This is a genomic window from Collimonas sp. OK242 (genome assembly GCF_900107095.1).
Classification (GTDB): Bacteria; Pseudomonadota; Gammaproteobacteria; order Burkholderiales; family Burkholderiaceae_D; genus Collimonas.
The window spans coordinates 113,138-131,521 of sequence record NZ_FNOR01000008.1 but is presented as its reverse complement, the minus strand read 5'-3'; the positions used below and the strand labels follow the sequence as shown (position 1 = coordinate 131,521).

The following is an 18,384-nucleotide window of genomic DNA, read 5'->3' as shown; positions in this document are numbered from 1 at the left end:
GCTGATGTCTGTGCGGGGAATCTGATGTAGATACCCGCCGGCGTTGGCCTTATTTTTTCTGCCGCCTTGTCAAATATTCAGGTATCGGCCGAGGTGGCCGCGATAGATAAAAATATGAATTCCGTCATTCAAAAAGCCAAGCGCATCATTATCAAAGTCGGATCCTCCCTGGTAACCAATGACGGCAAGGGCCTGGATGCCGGCGCCATCGCCAAATGGGCGACCCAGATCGCCGAGCTGCGGGCGATGGGCAAGGAAGTTGTGCTGGTCAGTTCCGGTGCGGTGGCGGAAGGCATGCAGCGGCTCGGCTTCGACAAGCGGCCGACCAGCATCGACGAATTGCAGGCTTGTGCCGCAGTTGGCCAGATGGGCCTGGCGCAGATCTATGAAACAAGCTTCCGCGCCCACAATATACGTACCGCGCAAGTATTGCTGACGCACGCCGATCTGGCCGATCGCGAACGCTACCTGAACGCCCGCTCGACGTTGTTCACCCTGTTGCGGTTTGGCGTGGTGGCGATCATCAACGAGAATGACACCGTGGTCACCGATGAAATCAAGTTCGGCGACAACGATACCCTCGGCGCGCTGGTTGCCAACCTGATCGAAGGCGACGCCTTGATCATCCTGACCGATCAAAGAGGTTTGTATACCGCCGATCCGCGCAAAGACCCGAACGCCGAATTTGTGCATGAAGCGCAAGCCGGCGATCCGGCGCTGGAAGTGATGGCAGGCGACGCCGGCACCAGCATCGGCCGCGGCGGCATGATAACCAAGATCCTGGCGGCCAAGCGCGCCGCAACTTCGGGCGCCCACACAGTGATTGCCTGGGGCCGTGAAGATGCGGTGCTGACGCGGCTTGCCGGCGGCGAGGCGATCGGCACGCAATTGACCGCGCAAACTGCGCAACTCACGGCACGCAAGCAGTGGATGGCGGATCATCTGAAAACCGCGGGCAAGGTCGTGCTGGATGCCGGCGCGGTGCAAAAACTGCGGAACGAGGGCAAGTCCTTGTTGCCGATCGGCGTGACCGCAGTGTCAGGAGAGTTCGGCCGCGGCGATGTCATTACCTGCACCGATGTCGATGGCCATGCCATCGCGCGCGGCATCAGCAATTACAGCAGCTCCGAAGCGCGCCGCATCATGCGCCATCCTTCGTCGGAAATCCAGGCGATCCTGGGTTTTGTCGAAGAGTCGGAACTGATACATCGGGATAATATGGTTTTGCTTTAAGCAGCAAGCAAGACTAACAGTCCTGGCCAATAAAAAACGGCTCCGCAGATTGCCGGAGCCGTTTTTGTATAGATCGCGGGATTGTCGATCAGCTACCTGGTTTGATCGTGCGATTGCTGCGCACCCGATTGCGGATATCCTCAACTTTGCCGGCTACCGTGCCATCCTGGCAAAGATAGTCTTTGGCCAATGCCGCATGCTGGCGGTTGCCGGACAATTCGCTGATCTGTTTCCAGCCGCTCAGGCGCGCGCGCGACCAGCTGCCATCTTTCTGGCCAAACGCATACAGCTTGTTTTCGTAGGTCTGGCAGCGAATCCCCTCGTAGCTGATATTTTCAGCACCGCCCTGGCTCTTGCTGACCAAGGTGTAACGGACCACGCCGTCGCTGCCGACCGATATCGAATTCATGTCGATGAAGAAATTCATGGTGGCAGTCGGGCCGACGTAAAACGACACCAGATTGGCCGTCTGTGGCGCCGGCGGGATTTCTGTCTTGACTTCTTGCCATGATTTTCCATCGTCGAAGTCATCGTCGGACAAGCCGGGATTCGATTGCTGGACAGCGCTTGGGTAGAACGGGTCGGTAGCTGCATGCACTTGTGTAGCGGCGCCTAGCAACAGCAGGCTGGCGGCCAGTGGCAATAGTTGCGGTATCTTCTGTGTAGCTGGAATACGGAAGGCAAAATCAAAAGCCATAGAGGCGCTCACTTCTTTTCGGGTTCGGCACAGGCCGGGGGGGATTGAGTCGATGTCGATGCGCGCGGCCCGTGGCCGGTGCGTAAATGACGGGCGTGATGCGGCGCATTTTGCAAGGGGCGCGTCAGGAAACGTGATAATTCTTGCAAGGCGCGCTGGTATACATCCCGCTTGAATTCGATCACGACATCCAGCGGAACCCAGTAGTCATGCCAGCGCCAGGCGTCGAATTCGGGGTGCTCGGTCAGGCGCAGGTTGACATCGCAGTCGCGTCCCACCATGCGCAGCAGGAACCAGATTTGCTTCTGGCCCCGGTAATGGCCGCGTACATCGCGCTTGATAAAATGATCAGGTACCTCGTAGCGCAACCAGTCGCGCGTGCGGCCGATGATCTTGACGTGTTCCGCTTTCAGCCCGATTTCTTCCTCGAGTTCGCGAAACATTGCCTGCTCCGGGGTTTCACCGTATTTGATACCGCCTTGTGGAAACTGCCACGAATGTTCACGCACGCGCTTGCCCCACCAGACTTCATTCTGGGTGTTGAGCAAGATAATGCCGACGTTCGGGCGAAAGCCTTCACGGTCAAGCATGTTGTTACCTCAAAACTTTCTGCGGCCAGGCGGCTCTACTGCTCATTCTGCTAGATTCCTTGCTTGCCGTTATCATTGCGGAACAGAGCCATAAAGCCGTCAAGGCTAGGTGCAGAGCTCTGTCCTCGCCCGACTAGGCGCGCAATTTGTCCTGACCTATAGCAACAATGGCCGGAACATTAATCAATTGTGCAAAGAGTAGGCGCATCAGCCAGCTAATCCTTTAAAATTGAGTTGATTATAACCCTCTCTTTTTAAAAAGAATTCATCGTTATGCGCGCCTCCCGTTTTTTTATCTCCACGCTCAAAGAAGCTCCATCCGACGCTGAAATCGTTAGCCACAAACTGATGATGCGCGCCGGCATGATCAAACGCATCAGTTCCGGCATTTATACCTATATGCCAATGGGCTTGCGCGTAATCCGCAAAGTCGAAAACATCGTGCGCGAGGAGATGAACCGTTCCGGCGCAGTGGAATTGCTGATGCCGGTGGTGCAGCCGGCCGAACTGTGGCAAGAAACCGGACGCTGGCAAAAATATGGCGCAGAATTGATGCGCGTCAAGGATCGCCACGGTCGCGACTTCATCATCCAGCCGACTTCGGAAGAAGTGATTACTGACATCGCCCGCACCGAATTACGCTCCTATCGCAAACTGCCGGTGAATTTTTACCATATCCAGACCAAATTCCGCGATGAGCGCCGGCCGCGTTTCGGCTTGATGCGCGGGCGCGAGTTCACGATGAAAGACGCCTATTCCTTCGATCGCGACCTGGACGGCCTGAAGCAGTCCTACCAGATCATGTATGACGCTTACGTCCGCATCTTCAATCGCTTTGGCCTGCAATTCCGCGCGGTGGCTGCTGACAACGGCGCCATCGGCGGCACCGGTTCGCACGAATTCCACGTTATCGCCGCTACCGGCGAAGATGCTATCGTGTACTGTCCTAACTCGGATTACGCCGCCAATATGGAAGCGGCCGAATCCTTGCCTTTGAACCCGACCCGGGCTGCGCCGACCGAAGCGCTGACCAAGACGGCGACACCCGGCAAGGCTAAATGCGAAGCGGTAGCGGAATTGCTGGAAATACCTTTGGCGCGCACCATCAAATCGATCGTGCTGACTGTTGAGAAAGAAGCAAGCGATAAAGAAGCCGCAAGCAAGGTAGTCTGGCTTTTGATGCTGCGTGGCGACCATGAGCTTAATGAAATCAAGGTCAATAAAATCCCTGGCCTGGCCGGTTATCGTTTCGCCACGGAACAAGAAATCGTTGAATATTTCGGCACGCCGCCAGGCTATCTGGGGCCGATCAATACCAAGAAGCCGGTTAGCGTGGTGGCCGATGTCACCGTCGCCAACATGCATGACTTTGTCAGCGGCGCCAACGAGGTGGATTTCCATTTCACCGGCGTCAACTGGGGCCGCGACTTGCCCGAGCCGATGGTGTTCGATATCCGCAATGTGGTCGAGGGCGATCCATCGCCGGACGGCAAAGGCGCGTTGGCCATCCTGCGCGGGATCGAAGTCGGCCATGTGTTCCAGCTGGGAACCGCCTATTCGGAATCGATGAAGGCGACTTTCCTGGATGAGAACGGCAAGCCGCAACTATTGCAGATGGGGTGTTATGGAATCGGCATTACACGCATCCTGGGTGCTGCAATTGAACAGAATTTCGACGACAAGGGCATCATCTGGCCGACTGCTATCGCGCCGTTCGAAGTGGTCTTGTGCCCAATGGGCTATGACCGCAGCGAGGCGGTCAAAGCCGAGACCGACAAGTTGTATGAAACGCTGCTGGCGGCAGGTGTCGACGTGATTCTGGACGACCGCGGCGAGCGCCCGGGCGCGATGTTTGCCGACTGGGAGCTGATTGGCGTGCCGCATCGCGTGGTGATCGGCGATCGCGGTCTCAAGGACGGCCAGCTGGAGTACCAGGGACGACGCGATACCGAGGCCACTACCGTGCCGTTGGCAGAGGTGGCGGCGTTTATTAAAAATCGCCTAGTTTCCTAAAAACAACAAAATAAGGGCGCATTGGTTCTTGCGCCGTTTTCTTTGCGTTTTCTCTGCGCTTTCTTTGTATACTCATCCCAAATAAAAATGCATTTTGGGGAGTGTCGATTGCGCTGGTCTCGTTGGCTTGGCTTGTTGCCCATATTGCTGCCTATATTATTATTTGGCAGCATGGCGCATGCCGGCAATCAAAAAGAAGAAGAGCTGGCGGACTCGGTACGCCTGGCGTTGTCGCGCGCCATCAATGACGCCCGCCCGCCGAAACCCAAGTTTTCCGACATCGATCAGCGCATCCAGTATCTGTATTGGCTGGGCGAGATGTCGGAGCGCCTGAAGAAGAAACTGCCGGATACGCAAATGCGCATCGAATTTCTGGAAACCGCCTGGTATGAAGCCAAGCGCGCCGGTCTTGATCCTGGCATGGTGCTGGGCCTGGTCCAGGTCGAATCAGCATTCCGGAAGTACGCGCTATCCAGCGTCAGCGCCCATGGCTACATGCAGGTCATGCCGTTCTGGACCCGCGTCATCGGCGATGCCGACCGCAGCAAATTATTCAACATGCAGACCAATCTGCGTTACGGCTGTTCGATTCTGCGGATGTACATCGATATGGAAAAGGGCAACCTTTATCTCGCGCTCGGCCGCTACAACGGCAGCCGCGGGCGTCCTGAATACCCCAATGCGGTATTGGCGGCGTGGAAGCGCTGGGAATACAAGGACGATCCGCCAATCCATACAGTTTCCGCCCACCGGTAACTTTTCCCATGGCCGACGGCCATCCCGAGCGTTTGGACCGACGCGCCGCCGGTCCTGCCGTGGAAGACGCCGGCAGGCTATGCAGCAATCGACTATTCGGATTTATTCGATTGATGCTGGAATCTGCAGATACAAAAACGCCCGCGTGATGCGGGCGTTTTTGTTTGGCACTCAGGGCGACGCGTTGAACAATGTCCAGCCAGGCCCTAAGCTTTATTTCAAGTGATCGGAAATGAGTTTAGTCATTTCAAACATCGACACTTCTTTTTTGCCGCCAAAGACAGCTTTCAATTTTTCATCTGCAAGGATGTTGCGCTTGTTTGCTGGATTTTGCAGATTATGCTTCTTGATGTATTCCCAAACCTTCTTGGTAACTTCAGTGCGTGGCAGCGGAGTCGCGCCAACGACAGCCGCCAAAACAGCTGATGGTGTCAATGCTTTCATGAATGCTGCATTAGGCTTGCGCGCAACTTTCGGAGCGTCGGCTTTTTTTACTGCAGGCTTGGCTGCCGCTTTGACCGGGGCTGCTTTGGTCGCTGCTGGCTTCTTTGCTGCAACTGCTGGTTTTTTGGCTGTGGCCATCTTTGAGCCTCCTTCAGGGATAGTGAAAAAATGCGTCAAGCACGCATCGCTAATAGTGTTGCGCTTTTCCTGGCGATGCAAGCGTTTTTTGCTGGTTTGTGCGGGATTTGATACGGAAGCGGAACCGCCGCTCAGGCTGGGAGAAGCGCCGGTCGGCGGGCTTATGCGGCCGGTTGACGCTAATTTTCAGTATCCTTTTCAGAATTCGGGGACGGTCACAAATGCCGCCGCCGCCGCTTAGCGACTTCGCAGAGTCGACCCAATTTTGCGAAAAGCCTTGCAAGTCAATGACTTGCAAGGCTTTCGAAGGTGTCACGACAGCGTTGCGACGGTGCTGATGCAGGCTTTAACGCATGCCAGGCATCATGCCTTTCATGCCGCGCATCATTTTCATCATGCCGCCGCCTTTAAGCTTTTTCATCATTGACTGCATTTGGTCGAATTGCGACAGCATGCGATTGACTTCCTGGACCTGCACCCCCGCGCCGACGGCGATGCGGCGCTTGCGCGAAGCCTTGATCAGCTCCGGCTTGGCCCGTTCCTGGGCGGTCATCGAGTTGATGATGCCCTCCATCCGGCGTACCTGTTTTTCTGCCTGGTCCATATTGGCGCCGCCCGCCGCCTGCTGGAATTGCGCCGGCAATTTGTCCATCAGGTTGGACAAGCCGCCCATTTTCTTCATCTGGCCGAGCTGCGCCTTGAAGTCGTTCAGGTCGAATTTGCCGCCGCCCTTGATTTTGTGCGCCAGATCCTTGGCCGCCGCGACATCGACACCTTTCTGGGCTTCCTCGACCAGCGCCAGGATGTCGCCCATGCCGAGGATGCGGTTGGCCATTCGGGTTGGGTCGAAGGCTTCCAGTCCATCCAGTTTTTCGGCAGTGCCGGCAAACTTGATCGGCTTGCCGGTGATGTGCCTTACCGACAGCGCCGCGCCGCCGCGCGCGTCGCCGTCCAGTTTGGTCAGCACGATGCCGGTCAGCGGCAGCGCATCGTTGAAGGCCTTGGCGGTGTTAATCGCATCCTGGCCGAGCATGGCGTCGACCACGAACAGCGTTTCGATCGGGTTGACGGCGGCATGAATCGCGCTGATTTCCTTCATCATCGCTTCATCTATACCCAGCCGGCCGGCGGTGTCGATGATCAGCACGTCGTGATAATGGCGCTTGGCGTAGTCCAGCGCGGCCAGTGCGATATCGACTGGCTTGTCGGTCGTTGCGGTCGGGAAGAAATCTGCGCCGACCTGTGCCGTGACGGTCTGCAGCTGGCCGATCGCGGCCGGACGATAAACGTCGGCGGAGACAGTCAGTACTTTTTTCTTCTTTTGTTCGCGCAGATATTTGGCGAGCTTACCAACGGTGGTGGTTTTACCCGCACCTTGCAGGCCCGCCATCAGGATGATCGCCGGCGGCTGCGTGGCGAAACTCAGTTGCGACGCCTCGGGACCGAGATCGGCGCCCATCAACGAGGCCAGTTCGCGCTGCACCACGCCGACCAGGGCCTGCCCGGGTGTCAGCGATGCAATCACTTCTTCGCCCAACGCTTTTTGCTTGACGTTGGCGATGAACTCGCGCACAGCAGGTAGGGCGACGTCGGCTTCCAGCAAGGCCAGACGTACTTCGCGCAGCATTTCAGCGGTGTTGGTTTCGGTAAGGCGCGCTTCGCCGCGCATGGTTTTTACTACTTTGGCGAGGCGTTGGGTAAGATTGTCGAGCATGGGTAACAGCGTTTCCAGAAGAGGTGCAATTGGTCAAGGTGAACCAGTTTTCGCGTATTCTCGCGTAATTTAATGGGCTAATGCGCATTAAAGCGGACACGGTAAAGCGTGTAAAGAGCCATTTTACCCGATGCAGGCTCAGGCCGACCCTGGAATAAGGGCCGGCGTCTCAGGATCGATGAATGCGATGTTGAAAATGCAATAAATTGCGGCTGGTGGTGGCAAGCTGGGCTTCGCTTTGTTTGAGCACGCCGCGCAGACGCCACATGTTGTAAACTTACGCGATGCAAACATATCTTTTCGTTCTGGTGGCGCTGCTATATATAGGCTGCACCTTTTTGCCGTCGAGCCGACGCCAGACTATTTCCATTCTCGTTGCGGCAGCATGGCTGCTACATGGCGCCGTGCTGTGGGCCGACGTTGTCGGGCCGCAAGAGTTGCGCGTCGGATTTTCGATGATGTTGTCGGCGACCTTATGGGTTTCGGTCGCCGCCTATTGGCTGGAAAATCGCAACTACACTTTGGACGGCCTGCGGGTTCTGGTGTTGCCGATGGCGGCGCTGGCAGCGATTCTGCCGGCGGTTTTCCCGGGAAATATGGTGCCGCTGGGCGGCAAGTCGCCGGTGTTCTTGTGGCATATCGTCATTTCCATCCTGGCCTATAGCACCCTGACTATCGCCGCATTTCATGCGGTATTGATGGTGCTGCAGGAATCGCGTTTGCACACCCGCCCGGGCGCGGCTAAAGCCGGCTGGTTCGGTGCCGCGCTGGATCGTCTGCCGGCCCTGTTGACCATGGAAAAATTATTGTTTCGCCTGATCGCTTTCGGCTTCTTCTTGTTGACGCTGACGGTACTGTCGGGGGTAGTGTTTTCCGAAGAGTTGTTTAACCAGGCCTTCAAATGGGATCACAAGACCATTTTCACCATGCTGTCATGGGCTTTGTTCGGTTTGCTGCTGGCGGGCCGCAAATGGCAGGGCTGGCGCGGCCGCACCGCACTCAGTTTTACCTTGACCGGATTTGCCATATTGTTACTGGCGTATGTAGGGAGCCGTTTCGTGCTTGAGGTTGTGTTGCATCGGGTATTGGTATGAAACTGATTATTTTAATTGTCGTCGTGCTGGCCGTGATTGTGTGGCTGCAGCGCCTCAAAAAAAATCTTGGCGGAAATCGTTTCGATCGTTCCGCTTCAGGCGGATCGGCTTCCCCCAACGGCGCCGAATCCACTGCAGCCAGCAATTCCTCGCCGGTTGAAGCCATGGTTGCCTGCGCCCATTGCGGCATGCATTTCCCGGCATCGGAAGCGCTGACCGATGCGTCCGGCACGGTTTTCTGCAGTGCGGAGCACCGCCGCTTGCATTCCTCCTAGATCCTGTCCCACTTTGAGCAGTTACGTTCATTCAGGCCCTGGGCCAAGGTTGGCATCGGCGTCCGAGAGTGTCGCACCGGCGGATTCAAGATACATCGTGAGACAGGAGATATGCGCATGACGAGTCCCAGCCTCACTTTCACCCCGCCGAACGACAAGCCGGACACGTTCTGGCGCACGCTGCAAACCTTCAACGTGACGCGCATCGTGGTTGCGATGGTCATGCTGGCCTATCTCAGCACCCAGAGCAAAAACGAAACCTGGTTTTCGCAGCTATTTACGAATCCGCAAACTTGCAGCGTCTACCTGCTGTGCGCCGGCGTCTTCACGGCCATTACCGCATATCACCATCGCCATTACATGGCGCAGATCGTGTTGCCGATCACGGTGGACATGATCGCGGTGTCGATCTTGTATATAGGAGCCGGCGGCGCCAAGGGCGGCCTGGCGATCCTGTACCTGTTCCCTCTGGCTGGCGCAGCGATCCTGGCGCCGCTGCTGTTGGCGCTGTTGTTTGTTTCAATTGCGACCATGGTATTGCTCGGGGAAAGCGGTTACCAGATTCTGCAGTCGGCACCGGATGCCTCCACCCTGCAAGCCGGCTTGTACGGCGGCGCCTTCTTTTTTGCCGTGCTGGTGATTAACCGTCTGGCTAACAAACTGATCAAGCAAGAGGAACTGGCGACCCAGCGCGGCAGGGATTTGCGGGTGCAAATGGACATTAACCGCATTGCGATCAAGGATATGGGCGATGGCTTGCTGGTGGTCGATCCGGTTGGCACTTTGATCATGGCAAATCCGGCGGCAGAGCGCATGCTGGGTTTGTCCCTGTCTGATGAAGAGCAGCAGCACAAATTGAGCGATTATGCGGCGCTGGCGCCAATCACCGATGCCTTGTTTGCCTGGGAATCACAGGTAAGCGACCTGCCGCGCACGGTTTCCCCGACCGTGGGGGAGGCGGTTTTCGTCACCATTAAACATACCGACGATCTTGCTCAAGGCCAGGAGGCGGCTGTCGGCTGGAGCGGACGGCGCGAGCTGGCGGCGCATTTGAAAGTGCGCTTTGCCGCCGTCAGGATGCGCGAACTGAGCGAGTACCGCGCAGTCATCTTTTTGCAGGATGTCAGCGAAATTGAAAACCAGGCTCAGCAACTGAAACTGGCAGCCATGGGGCGTCTGACCGCCAGCATCGCGCATGAGGTGCGCAATCCGCTGGCATCGATTTCGTATGCCGCGACCTTGCTGGCGGAAGAGGCGACCGATGCGGCAGAGATGCGCCTGCTGACGATTATCGACGACAATGTTGCGCGCCTGAATCGCATGATTGAGGATATCCTGAAACTGTCGCGCAAGGCGCAACGGCAGCTGGAACCGATTCTGCTGGCGCCTTTGTTGCACGATATCGTCAGGGATTTCAGGCAAACCCATGCAGTGGCGCCGGCTGCGATTGCCTTGCAGATCGATGCAGCAGATCTGCAGAGCGTCTGGTTTGATCCCTTGCATCTGCGTGAAGTAGTGACAAATCTGTTGTCGAACGCGGTACGTTACGCCAGTGGCCGGCCGGGCGCGATGCGCTTGCACGTCATGTCCAGCGTGGCGGAACGGCTGGAGTTGCATGTGCAGGACGATGGCGAACCGATTTCCCCAGCGGTCCGGGCGCATCTGTTCGAGCCGTTCTATACCACCTCCAGCAAAGGCACCGGATTAGGCTTGTTTTTAGCGCGCGAGTTGTGTTTGAATAACGGCGCGCTGCTCGATTATGAATACCGGCATGATGTTCAAGGACAGAATTCCAGCCACGTAAGTGGTCGTTTTGTTATTGCGTTTGCTGCCCATGACCCGGTGTCTCTTGCCGATTAGATTTGACTGAAAAAGACGAATGCCATGACTTCACCCCGTATTCTGGTTGTCGATGACGAAGCGCACCTGCGCGAACTGCTGGAAATAGCATTGGTAAAAATGGGGCTGGATGTTGATAGCGCGGAAAACTTGTCTGCGGCGCGCAGCCATTTGGCGCAAAATGACTATGCCTTGATCTTGACCGATATGCGTCTGCCGGACGGACTGGGGATCGAACTGGTGCGCGAAGTCACCAACGGCGAAAAGGTCATACCGATCGCCGTGATTACCGCCTACGGCAGTGCCGACAATGCTGTCATGGCGTTGAAGGCAGGCGCTTTCGATTATTTGTCGAAACCGGTGGCGCTCGATCAGCTGCGCTTGATGGTGCAATCGGCATTGCGTGTCGGTAAGCCGGCCGAAAACCTGCGCCCGGCAGCGGATGCCAAACTCCGCTCGAATTCTGCGTTGCGCCTGATCGGCCAATCTGCCGCTATGCAAGAGTTGCGCACGCAGATCGTGCGTCTGGCGCGCAGCATGGCGCCGGTGGCGATTACCGGCGAATCCGGCAGCGGCAAGGAGTTGGCGGCAAGGGACATCCATGCGCTCAGCCCGCGTGCCGACAAACCCTTCGTCGCCGTCAATTGCGGCGCAATCCCGGAAGCTTTGATGGAAGCGGAGTTCTTCGGCTACCGCAAAGGCGCATTTACCGGCGCTGCCGATGACCGCGACGGATTTTTTCAAGCCGCCAATGGCGGCACCTTGTTATTGGACGAGGTCGCCGACCTGCCGCTGGCGATGCAAGTCAAGCTGCTGCGCGCGATCCAGGAGCGGCGGGTGCGCAAGGTCGGGGCCACGGTGGAGGAGGCGGTGGACGTCCGTCTGATCAGCGCCACCCATCAGAATCTGGCCGAGTGCGTCGAATCAGGTAGATTTCGCCAGGATTTGTACTATCGTTTGAATGTCATTGAATTAAAACTGCCGCCGCTGCGAGAGCGGCTGGATGACATCGGTCTGCTGGTCGCTGCGATCTTGGGACGCTTGTCGGCGTTTACCCCGCAGGCGGAGCAGGTGACATTGGCGCCGGCCGCCTTGTCGGCGCTGCGTGCCTATGCGTTTCCGGGAAATGTGCGCGAATTGGAAAATATCCTGGAGCGCGCGTTGGCGTTTGCCAACGACGGCGTGATCGAGGTGGCGGATCTGGGTTTGAAGGGAGGCAGCCAAGGGCGGCCCGCAGAAGCAGCAGAGACACCGGAGCCCGGCGATCATTACTACGAAGCCGGGCCGGTCGGCGCTGCCATGGCGACGAATCTGGACCCGGTTGCGGCTGGCGTGGCTGCCGTTACGGCACAATTCAACGGCGCCGAACTGCCGCCATCGCTGCCGGACTATCTTGACGACATCGAACGCGACGTGATTCGGCAAGCGCTGACGCGTACGCATTTCAATCGCACCAAGGCAGCCGATTTGCTGGGCATCAGCTTTCGCCAGCTGCGCTACCGGATGCAGCGTTTGTCGATTCATGAGCAGGATTAATGAGCAAGATGAAGACTTGAATTAAGGCCAGGTAACAATGATGGAGCAGCAGACATCGCTTCCCCCATGTTTTTCAATCGGTGCGGACGGCTGGTGTCGTCCCGAGGAGGTGGTGCGCCAGTCGTCGCCCAACCGTGACGCCCGGCCCGATGGCTGCGTGGCGGATTTGCTGGTGATTCATAACATCAGCCTGCCGCCGGGGCAGTTTGGCGGCCATTATATTGCCGACCTGTTCGGCAATCGCCTCGATTATGACGCCCATCCTTATTTCGAGCAGTTGCGCCCGCTCAGGGTTTCTTCCCATTTCCTGATACTGCGCGACGGCGGCGTGGTCCAGTTCGTCTCTGCCAATGAGCGTGCCTGGCATGCGGGTGCATCGAGTTTCGAAGGCCGTGAGCGCTGCAATGATTTTTCAATCGGGATCGAGCTGGAAGGCAGCGATTTCGATCAGTTTCCGGCATTGCAATATCGAGCGCTGGCTGCATTGACCCATGCCTTGCAGTTGCGTTACCCTCTCGCCGCGGTGGCCGGGCACGAACATATCGCACCCGGCAGAAAGACCGATCCAGGTCCGTTTTTTGACTGGACCCAATACCAGCAAGCCTTAGCCGGGCATATGCCGCAAGCCTCCGGTAAATTGCCTTTGCGCTTTCCTGCCACAGACAAAAAAGTCAATTAAATAGTCTCTTTTTGCGTATAAAAAAGATCCTATTTTTGGATTGCATCGGCGCGTCCTAGGTACTACAATTAGTAAAAATCAAATCCAGAAACCTATATGTAGTGTTTTTCGTATCTCGTCCGTGGCTTGTTTTGCATGGTCTGTCCACCGTGTGGTGTTTTGTTTTTGTACTCATGTCAGTATAAATGCAGGTGTCGGACAGGCTGCTAAGCGGCCTCTGGGTTTGTTGTAGTTCCATTATTTAACATCGCTGTTTTTTCTCTTTTTATCTGAATTCGGGCATCCGTCATGAACGCCTGCTGATAAGCAGTCGATGAAGCAATGACTGATGTGGCAATCGCGGTATCTGAACCATCAATGGTTCCAAGGTTCTAATTAATAACAGCAGGCGTAATTGTTTCGCCTGTTTTCACAGTCTCGGGAGGCTCAGTGCAATCTACTCAAGAAATTTCCGTTAAATCATCAGCCGACGTCGCTGGTGTTCCGCCATCAACCGGTAGCGGCTCTCCCGTCAAGGTTTCCAGCAGTTTCGGCGATTACCGCATCATCCGCCGCAACGGCGCCGTGGTCGGTTTTGAACCGTCCAAGATCTCGATCGCTGTCACCAAGGCGTTCCTCGCAGTCAATGGCGGCCAGGGTGCTGCATCGGCACGGGTACGCGAACTGGTCGAGCAATTGACTTCCAACGTCGTCGCCGCCTTGGTGCGCCGGCAGCCGAATGGCGGCACTTTCCATATCGAAGACATCCAGGACCAGGTTGAACTGTCCCTGATGCGCTCCGGCGAGCATGACGTGGCACGTGCCTACGTGCTGTATCGCGCCAAGCGCATGGAAGAGCGTTCGCAACAACAGACCGGCGCCAAGTCAACCGTAGCCGGCACCGAATTGTTCGTGACCGAAGACGGCCAACGCCGCGTGTTGGACATGAGCCAGGTGCGTGACCTGATTACCGCTGCCTGTATCGGTCTGGAAAAGCATGTCGACGCTGAAGCCATCCTGGCCGAGACCGTCAAGAACCTGTACGACGGCGTGCCGGTCGAAGAACTGCACAAATCGGCGATTCTGGCAGCCCGCGCGCTGATGGAAAAAGACCCTGCCTACAGCACGGTCACCGCGCGTCTGCTGATGCACACGATCCGTAAGGAAGTATTCGGCAAGGAAGTGGCGCAAGCTGATGCGCCGGCGGAATATCTCGAATATTTCCCGAAATTTATCAAAAAGGGCATTGAAGCCGATCTGCTCGATAGCAAGCTGGCGCAGTTCGACCTGAAAGTACTGGGCGAAGCACTGAAGCCGGAGCGCGACCTGCAATTCGGTTACCTCGGCCTGCAAACTTTATACGACCGTTATTTCCTGCACGTCCGCGATATCCGCATCGAAATGCCGCAAGCGTTTTACATGCGGGTGGCGATGGGCCTGGCGCTGAATGAAGTCAACCGCGAAGCACGCGCAATCGAGTTTTACAACCTGTTGTCCAGCTTCGATTTCATGAGCTCGACACCGACCCTGTTCAATTCGGGCACGCTGCGCTCGCAACTGTCGTCTTGCTATCTGACCACGGTTGCCGACGATCTCGACGGTATCTACGAAGCCATCAAGGAAAACGCCTTGCTGGCCAAATATGCCGGCGGCCTGGGTAACGACTGGACACCGGTGCGTTCGCTGGGCGCCCATATCAAGGGCACCAACGGCAAGTCGCAAGGCGTGGTGCCGTTCCTGAAAGTGGTCAACGATACCGCTGTGGCGGTGAACCAGGGTGGCAAACGCAAGGGCGCGGTATGCGCCTATCTGGAAACCTGGCACATGGATATCGAGGAATTCCTCGACCTGCGCAAGAACACCGGCGACGATCGCCGCCGCACCCACGACATGAACACGGCTAACTGGATTCCAGACCTGTTCATGAAGCGCGTCATGGAAAAGGGCGAGTGGACCCTGTTCTCGCCAAGCGATGCGCCGGACCTGCACGACAAGGTCGGCAAGGCCTTCGAAGAAGCCTATACCGGCTATGAAGCCAAGGCTGCCCGTGGCGAACTGCGCTTGTTCAAGAAGATCCAGGCGCTCGATTTGTGGCGCAAGATGCTGTCGATGCTGTTCGAAACCGGCCATCCATGGATCACCTTCAAGGATCCGTGCAACATCCGTTCGCCGCAGCAGCACGTGGGCATGGTTCACAGCTCGAACCTGTGCACCGAGATTACGCTGAACACCAACGAATCCGAGATCGCCGTATGTAACCTGGGTTCGGTCAACCTGCCGGCGCACATGAAAGACGGCAAGCTGGATCATGTCAAATTGCAGAAAACTATCAATACTGCAATGCGCATGCTGGATAATGTGATCGATATTAACTATTATGCAGTGAAGAAGGCGCGTGATTCCAATCTGCGGCATCGTCCGGTTGGTCTCGGTATCATGGGTTTCCAGGATTGCCTGCACATGATGCGCGTACCTTATGCCTCGACAGCAGCGGTTGAATTTGCCGATAATTCGATGGAAGCGGTTTGCTATCACGCTTATTGGGCTTCGACCGAACTGGCGGAAGAGCGCGGCCGTTACAGCAGCTATCGCGGTTCCCTGTGGGATCGTGGCATCCTGCCGCAAGATTCTGTGAAACTGTTGGCGGAAGAACGTGGCGGCTACCTCGAAGTCGACATGTCGGAAGCGCTGGACTGGACCGAGTTGCGTGCCCGCATCAAGGAATTCGGCATGCGCAACTCGAATTGCGTAGCGATTGCACCGACCGCCACCATCTCCAACATCATTGGCGTATCGGCTTGTATCGAACCGACTTACCAGAACCTGTACGTGAAATCGAATCTGTCCGGCGAATTCACTGAAATCAATGCATACCTGGTGCGCGACTTGAAAGCACGTGGTTTGTGGGATGAAGTGATGATCTCCGACCTCAAGTACTTCGACGGCAGCCTGGCCAAGATCGATCGCATTCCGCAAGATCTGCGCGAGATTTACGCCACCGCATTTGAAGTTGAACCGTCCTGGCTGGTGGAAGCGGCGTCGCGTCGTCAGAAATGGATCGATCAGGCGCAATCGTTGAATATCTATATGGCGGGTGCATCGGGTAAAAAGCTCGACGAAACCTACAAGCTGGCATGGTTGCGCGGTCTCAAGACCACTTACTACCTGCGCACCATAGGCGCAACGCATACAGAAAAATCGACCTCCAAAACCGGCGCGTTGAATGCGGTTTCGGTAGATGGCGGCGCCAGCGGCGGTGCGGCAGCGACTTACGGTGCTGCGCCTGTTGCGGCCGCGCCACAAGAACTGGATGGACCGGCATGCACCATGCGTCCTGGCGATCCCGGGTTCGAAGAGTGCGAAGCCTGCCAGTAAAACAGTTTAGCTATTTGGGGACAGAGGCGCACGGCGAGTGTTTAAGAGCCACCGCAGCGTGGCGAATTACACTTCCCGCGCAGCACTAGCCGTGCGCCTCTGTCCTCAACTGACTAGACAAAACGGTTAAATTGCAAAGAAAAATGGTTGGGATTGGTTATAGAGCCAGCGTAGCGCGGCAAATTATCCGGTCCCACCAGATGAAAGATAAAGGAATAAAGCATGCTCTCCTGGGATGAAGAAAAAAGTTCGGCCCCCGCTCCTCGTACCCCGCCTATGCCGGCGCAAGCGGCATTTGCACCTTCAGCACGTCCGCAAATGTCCGATACTGCATTCCAAGCAGCACCGGCAGTCGATGTGACGCACCGCGTCAATGCTGCGGACAAGCGCATCATCAACGGCCATACCGACGTCAATCAACTGGTCCCGTTCAAGTACAAATGGGCCTGGGACAAATACCTGGCCGGCTGCGCCAACCACTGGATGCCGCAGGAAATCAATATGCAGCGCGATATCGAGCTGTGGAAGAATCCGAACGGACTGACCGACGATGAACGCCGCCTGGTCAAGCGCAACCTGGGATTTTTCGTCACCGCCGACTCGCTCGCCGCCAACAATATCGTGCTTGGCACGTATCGCCATATCACTGCGCCGGAATGCCGCCAGTATTTGCTGCGCCAGGCTTTCGAAGAAGCGATCCATACCCACGCCTATCAATACATCGTGGAATCGCTCGGTCTGGACGAGGCGGAAATCTTCAACGCCTATCATGAAGTCAAATCGATCCGCGACAAAGACGAATTCCTGATCCCCTTCATCAATACGCTGACCGATCCTGAGTTCAAGACCGGCACTACTGAAAACGATCAGAAATTGTTGCGCTCGCTGATCGTGTTCGCCTGCATCATGGAAGGACTTTTCTTCTACGTCGGCTTCACGCAGATCCTTGCGCTGGGCCGTCAAAACAAGATGATGGGTGCGGCGGAACAGTATCAATACATCCTGCGCGATGAGTCGATGCACTGTAATTTCGGGATCGATTTGATCAACACAATCAAGATGGAAAATCCGCATTTGTGGACGCCGGAATTCCGCGATGAGATTAAAGCGTTGTTTTTAAGCGCAGTAGAGTTGGAATATCGTTACGCAGAGGATACAATGCCGCGTGGAGTGCTCGGTTTGAATGCGCCAATGTTCAAAGGTTATTTGCGGTTCATCGCAAATCGCCGCGCGCAACAAATCGGACTGGACCCAATGTTCCCTCAGGAAGAAAATCCCTTCCCCTGGATGAGCGAGATGATCGATCTGAAAAAAGAACGCAACTTTTTTGAGACTCGTGTAATCGAATATCAAACAGGCGGTGCACTGAACTGGGAATAAAGGCTTCAGATCTCGGACAAGAATAACGAGGTGGATGGAAGAGGTTTTGCTGGAGACCTGCAGCGCTTAGTACTATAAAAAAGTCTGCAAACTGAAAGGTGATTTCCAAACTTAATGAACAGCCAAAGACAGAAACGTACTTATCTGTTGTCGCCGCTTACCCCGATTCAATCGGGTTTGGCGGCGTTTTCTTTGGAAAAAACTAAACGTTTTTGTAACAGAATTCCGACGCCGGCATAGCCGCTGGCGTTTTTTTGGCCAAGGATCGCAGCCGACAGGTGGCGCGAAACTCTTTTTCCGGTCCTGGAAACGGGGAAAAGACCTTAGCCGATTATGGCTGAAGTGCTGCATCAATGAGGGGATGGAGCAGTTCAGCTGGTGCCGAATTCATTAGCGCAAGCAGAGTTGATTGCGCCGATGAATAATCCGCCGTTCCCATCGCGATGGGTTCGTCGGGTTTCCAACTTGGAGCTTGATTTTTTCCATCACGTGAAGGAGAAACAAAATGGCAACAGCAGCAAAGAAACCCGCAGCGAAGAAACCCGCTGTGAAGAAAGCAGCACCGGCCAAGAAGCCAGTAGCTAAAGCAGCAGCAAAACCAGCAGCAGCTAAGAAGCCAGTTGCTAAGAAAGCTGTAGCGGC

15 protein-coding genes are annotated in these 18,384 nt (G+C 56.1%); 11 read left to right on the top strand and 4 right to left on the bottom strand.

The genetic code is table 11. The features are described 5' to 3' along the window. Window positions 1–114 precede the first annotated feature (114 nt). Window positions 115–1,233 (top strand): glutamate 5-kinase, encoded by a 1,119-nt coding sequence (proB, locus tag BLV81_RS10595; RefSeq protein ID WP_092355725.1) that lies wholly within the window; start codon window positions 115–117, stop codon window positions 1,231–1,233. An 88-nt stretch (window positions 1,234–1,321) separates the two neighbouring features. Here the strand turns inward: proB and BLV81_RS10590 are convergent, their stop codons facing one another. Beyond that, a complete protein-coding gene (locus BLV81_RS10590; RefSeq protein ID WP_092355432.1) occupies window positions 1,322–1,930 on the bottom strand; it encodes a CNP1-like family protein in 609 nt (202 codons plus the stop codon). 8 nt (window positions 1,931–1,938) lie between these two features. Then, complete coding sequence (locus tag BLV81_RS10585) at window positions 1,939–2,520, bottom strand: RNA pyrophosphohydrolase (RefSeq protein ID WP_092355429.1); 582 nt, start codon at window positions 2,518–2,520, stop codon at window positions 1,939–1,941. Between the two features lie 273 nt (window positions 2,521–2,793). Here BLV81_RS10585 and BLV81_RS10580 point away from each other — a divergent pair, with 273 nt between their 5' ends. Further along, on the top strand, window positions 2,794–4,533 hold the full coding sequence (locus BLV81_RS10580; protein ID WP_092355426.1) for a proline--tRNA ligase: 1,740 nt from the start codon (window positions 2,794–2,796) through the stop codon (window positions 4,531–4,533). 171 nt (window positions 4,534–4,704) lie between these two features. After that, complete coding sequence (locus tag BLV81_RS10575; RefSeq protein ID WP_255365132.1) at window positions 4,705–5,289, top strand: lytic transglycosylase domain-containing protein; 585 nt, start codon at window positions 4,705–4,707, stop codon at window positions 5,287–5,289. 213 nt (window positions 5,290–5,502) lie between these two features. Here the strand turns inward: BLV81_RS10575 and BLV81_RS10570 are convergent, their stop codons facing one another. Together BLV81_RS10570 and ffh are read right to left on the bottom strand one after the other, a co-directional pair. Beyond that, window positions 5,503–5,871: an SWIB/MDM2 domain-containing protein gene (locus BLV81_RS10570; protein WP_092355722.1), complete on the bottom strand. Its 369-nt coding sequence runs from the start codon at window positions 5,869–5,871 to the stop codon at window positions 5,503–5,505. A 346-nt stretch (window positions 5,872–6,217) separates the two neighbouring features. Further along, window positions 6,218–7,585, bottom strand: a complete 1,368-nt coding sequence (gene ffh / locus BLV81_RS10565) for a signal recognition particle protein (RefSeq protein ID WP_092355420.1) — start codon at window positions 7,583–7,585, stop codon at window positions 6,218–6,220. A gap of 284 nt (window positions 7,586–7,869) precedes the next feature. Here ffh and BLV81_RS10560 point away from each other — a divergent pair, with 284 nt between their 5' ends. From BLV81_RS10560 to BLV81_RS24220, 8 genes are all read left to right on the top strand, one after another. After that, window positions 7,870–8,679: a cytochrome C assembly family protein gene (locus BLV81_RS10560; RefSeq protein ID WP_092355417.1), complete on the top strand. Its 810-nt coding sequence runs from the start codon at window positions 7,870–7,872 to the stop codon at window positions 8,677–8,679. Next, complete coding sequence (locus BLV81_RS10555; RefSeq protein WP_092355414.1) at window positions 8,676–8,954, top strand: PP0621 family protein; 279 nt, start codon at window positions 8,676–8,678, stop codon at window positions 8,952–8,954. Before BLV81_RS10560 ends, BLV81_RS10555 begins: the two co-directional genes overlap by 4 nt. A gap of 117 nt (window positions 8,955–9,071) precedes the next feature. Continuing rightward, window positions 9,072–10,814: a two-component system sensor histidine kinase NtrB gene (locus tag BLV81_RS10550; RefSeq protein WP_092355411.1), complete on the top strand. Its 1,743-nt coding sequence runs from the start codon at window positions 9,072–9,074 to the stop codon at window positions 10,812–10,814. A 24-nt stretch (window positions 10,815–10,838) separates the two neighbouring features. After that, complete coding sequence (locus BLV81_RS10545; protein ID WP_092355409.1) at window positions 10,839–12,329, top strand: sigma-54-dependent transcriptional regulator; 1,491 nt, start codon at window positions 10,839–10,841, stop codon at window positions 12,327–12,329. Between the two features lie 37 nt (window positions 12,330–12,366). Next, a complete protein-coding gene (gene ampD, locus BLV81_RS10540) occupies window positions 12,367–13,008 on the top strand; it encodes a 1,6-anhydro-N-acetylmuramyl-L-alanine amidase AmpD (RefSeq protein WP_092355406.1) in 642 nt (213 codons plus the stop codon). 429 nt (window positions 13,009–13,437) lie between these two features. Then, entirely contained in the window at window positions 13,438–16,362 is a 2,925-nt protein-coding gene (locus BLV81_RS10535) for a ribonucleoside-diphosphate reductase subunit alpha (RefSeq protein WP_092355403.1), read from the top strand. A gap of 222 nt (window positions 16,363–16,584) precedes the next feature. Next, the gene (locus BLV81_RS10530) at window positions 16,585–17,742 is read left to right on the top strand and encodes a ribonucleotide-diphosphate reductase subunit beta (RefSeq protein ID WP_092355400.1); all 1,158 of its coding nucleotides are present in this window, start codon (window positions 16,585–16,587) and stop codon (window positions 17,740–17,742) included. Between the two features lie 505 nt (window positions 17,743–18,247). Further along, on the top strand, window positions 18,248–18,384 hold a 137-nt coding region (locus BLV81_RS24220), incomplete at its 3' end, for a hypothetical protein (RefSeq protein WP_255365131.1).